The sequence below is a fragment of the Aeromonas sp. QDB62 genome (assembly GCF_027705695.1).
In the GTDB taxonomy this organism is placed as follows: Bacteria; Pseudomonadota; Gammaproteobacteria; order Enterobacterales; family Aeromonadaceae; genus Aeromonas; species Aeromonas allosaccharophila.
Genome location: NZ_JAPDCD010000097.1, coordinates 1 through 3,630 on the forward strand (window position 1 = coordinate 1; position 3,630 = coordinate 3,630).

Consider the following 3,630-nt stretch of genomic DNA (forward strand, 5'->3'; position numbering starts at 1 on the left):
TCAATGACTTAACGAACGCCATTTTACCCGTTTCCCATAGGGTTCACAAGGGCTATAAGCTAAAGTTGAGAGCATTGCGTGCCTGCTTACCTGATGCGAAACCGGGCCGCTGATTGGCGCAAGGCTTCGGAAAGCATCTGAATCTGATCAGCGGAGGACACTACATCACGGATCGCTGCATAATTCCGCTCCGACATCTGCGCGATGTTTTCGACACTCTTGGCGATCTCATTATTCGCATAGCTTTGCTCGCGAAGCGAGGTGGAAATGCCATCGATTGCTGCCAGAACATTGTCGGTGCTGCCATGAATAGTCGCCATGGAATTCCCCGTATTTCTAACGAGTTCCATGCCCTCATTGACCATAACAGTTCCTTGCACCATGCTTTCCACCGCCTGCATCGTGCCGTTGCGTATCGCTTCGATCATGGTGGCGATGTCCTGGGTGGAGAGTTTCGTGCGTTCGGCCAGCTTTCGCACCTCGTCGGCGACCACGGCAAAGCCTCGCCCCTGCTCCCCAGCCCGTGCAGCTTCGATGGCCGCGTTGAGCGCCAGCAGATTGGTCTGGTCGGCAATCTTCTTGATGACATTGACGATATCCGCAATCTTGTGGGATTGCTCGTCAAGGGCTTGCATGAAATTCGATGACTGATTGACGTTTTCGACGATCTTGTTCATTTCAGCGACCGTTTTCTGGGCAAACAGCTCCCCTTCTTCGGCCATCTGCTTTGAATCAATTGCACTCTTGATTACGTCCACCGTATTGTCCGATATGTGGCCGATGCTGACCGTCATCTCTTCGACCGTCGCCGCGACAGCCGCTGCGGCATCTGTCTGCTGGTTAGTTGCCTCATGCACTTGATGCGATGAGGCCGACAATTGCTTGGCGAAACCAGCCAGTTGAACCGTCGCTACGACGATTTGTTCGACCATTTCACGCAACCCGTCCTGCATCGACTTCATAGAAGCCAGAAGGCTTGTCGTATCGTTGGACTGGAGGTTGATCGTTGCCGACAGATCGCCTTTGGCTATTCTCCGGGCAACCCCGGAGGCGTACTCGGGCTCTCCACCCAACGATTCTAGCAGGTTGCGGACAATGGCAAAGCAAATCCACAGGGTCAGGCCGACAGCTACCAGAAGCAGGCTGGCGTACGAAACGAATGCATCACGATCTGCATCCATATTCGCGTGGATTTCCTGCTGGATATCCTTTGTGTAGCTTTCCTCGACCGTCCTCAGCAGGTCAATTTTTGCAGTGATTTTGGCAAACCAGTCCTCCGGGGAATAGACCAGCTCGGCATTTGCACCCTTGTCCTTGACCATCTGTTCGATGGTGCCCACTTCCTTGAAAATCGGCTCGGCTAGCTTGGCACTCAGTAGTTTTTCCTGATCCGGCGTGGCGTACCCGATGGCCAGGCGCAAATAGGTGGCCTGATCGTTGATCAGACTCTGAAAAGTGCTGAATTGTTCAGAAGTCAGGCGCCCGGCGCTGAAGCCGCCGGTTACCAATGCCCGCTCCTGACCGTTGCGTTCCTTCAAGAACAATACTGCCTGTTTGGCATTCGACAGGCGTGACAGTTTCGATGACGGCATCTGGTTTCCGGTACGCAGCGCGATTTCCAGTAACTGCGAAATCGTCTCGCTGTAGAAGCGGAAGGACTCACCGGGTTCAAGCGAGAGACGTGTTATCTGTTCGCGCTTTTTTACGAGGTCGGCCAAAGGTTCGTTCGCAGCTTCCAGAAGTTTGATATAGCGCGGCCCGACCATGGACGCGTCGATACGCCGGATGCTTTCATTCAGGCGCAAGATGGCTGAATCGGATTGTTTGCGTTGCGCAGTGAGGTTCTCCGCAAATTTGTTACCATTGCTGTTGAGGAAGCCGGAGCTAATGCCCCGTTCATTCTGGAGTTCATGCGCCGTTTCACCCAACTCGACGACCAGGCTGACCAGAGATTCTGCCTGAACACGAGACTGATAATCTGAGTACTTGTTCCAGGCTCCGCTTAGGCCAAGGACCAACATGACCGTAATCGGCACGGTGGCGATCAGCAACAAACGGCTTTTCAGACTCGTCTTTTCAAACATTCACGCCCCCTGATTGTTCATAAATATTGAGCCAAATTCTAACTGATATTCGAGTCTGTCTGCCCGAATTGTGCCGCCGGACGGCGAGCCTGCCACCAAGGCCTCACGTTGCGCCAGCCAGGACGCCGACAACTTGCCGCGAAGCAACTGGCTGATGCCCACCTCGAGGTGTCCCATGGCCATTGCTGTAAAACAGCGTACAAACCTTTCCAGATTTCCGGGGTGATCAGCGTCCAATAGTTGCCACCCTGGGTTGTGTAACCTACCGGCGTTTTTGCCGGGGAATCTGGGGTGTTATCCATGGAAATCATGGCCGAAATCCGGCGTTGTTGTCATTTTCAGAAGACGACTGCACCAGACAACGCGGTTTGAAGGCTGTTGTGCAGTCGTCTATTGAACGAACAGTATCAGGAGTCCGCTGCACGAATGATGACCTCAAGCCGGTTCTGGTCGCGCTGGCGACCGATCAGCCCCTGGATGTGCGATACCGCGACCACGATCTTTCCGGCGATTGGGCGGGCTACCGCGAATGCCACATCAAGCCCGACCTGCTGCTGATCTACCGCAAGTCCGACGCCGACACCCTGCGACTGGCGCGGCTTGGCTCCCATAGCGAGCTGTTCGGCTGATGCCAGTCGCCTTGTCCGCCAAACGATCATTAGTCGGCCATGCCGGACACTGTCCAGCAAAGTTATTGCACAACGGGTTGTCGGACATTAAGATAGGCGGACGGAATGACGGACAAGAGAGGCGGCAAATGGCACTGATCGGCTATGCGCGGGTATCGACGGCGGAACAGGACACCGCCTTGCAGACGGATGCGCTACGCAAGGCAGGCTGCGAGCGCGTTTTCGAGGACACGGCTTCCGGGGCCAAGGCCGACCGCCCCGGCTTGGCTGATGCGCTGGCCTACCTGCGCGACGGCGACGTGCTGGCCGTCTGGCGGCTGGATCGGCTCGGGCGCTCTATGCCGCACCTAATCGAAACGATAGGCGCGCTGGAAGCGCGAGGCGTCGGCTTCCGTTCTCTGACGGAAGCCATCGACACCACCACGCCAGGCGGGCGGCTCATCTTCCACGTGTTCGGCGCGCTGGGCCAGTTCGAGCGCGACTTGATCCGCGAGCGCACCAAGGCCGGGTTGACTGCCGCCGCCGCTCGTGGGAGGAAGGGCGGGCGAAAGCCGGTTGTCACCGCCGACAAGTTGCAGCGAGCGCGGGAGCACATCGCCAACGGGCTTAATGTCCGAGAGGCCGCTACACGGCTCAAGGTGAGCAAGACGGCCCTGTACACCGCGCTGCAATCCACCAGTGCAGCCGACTCCTGATATTCCGTGCAGTCGTCTTCTGAAAATGACACTCACGCGCAGGTAGATGCGTGCGACTTTCATGCGGGCCTCCTGGTCATTTTGGGTATAGGGAAAATGACCATTGTTTCACGCCTAGCCAAAAAGGGAAGGTTCCCGGTTCAAATGTCGTTTTCAGAAGACGGCTGCACTGAACGTCAGAAGCCGACTGCACTATAGCAGCGGAGGGGTTGGATCCATCAG

General features: G+C 56.3%; 3 protein-coding genes. 2 read left to right on the top strand and 1 reads right to left on the bottom strand.

Annotated features, from left to right (window positions below; genetic code table 11):
• Positions 1 to 86: 86 nt before the first annotated feature.
• Positions 87 to 2,084, bottom strand: a complete 1,998-nt coding sequence (locus tag OKC27_RS22495) for a methyl-accepting chemotaxis protein (protein WP_182939684.1) — start codon at positions 2,082 to 2,084, stop codon at positions 87 to 89.
• A gap of 329 nt (positions 2,085 to 2,413) precedes the next feature.
• Between OKC27_RS22495 and OKC27_RS22500 the strand changes: the two genes are divergently transcribed.
• Both OKC27_RS22500 and OKC27_RS22505 read left to right on the top strand, forming a co-directional pair.
• Positions 2,414 to 2,713, top strand: a complete 300-nt coding sequence (locus OKC27_RS22500) for a type II toxin-antitoxin system YafQ family toxin (RefSeq protein WP_196240184.1) — start codon at positions 2,414 to 2,416, stop codon at positions 2,711 to 2,713.
• A 128-nt stretch (positions 2,714 to 2,841) separates the two neighbouring features.
• Entirely contained in the window at positions 2,842 to 3,408 is a 567-nt protein-coding gene (locus OKC27_RS22505) for a recombinase family protein (RefSeq protein WP_003159185.1), read from the top strand.
• Positions 3,409 to 3,630: the final 222 nt, after the last annotated feature.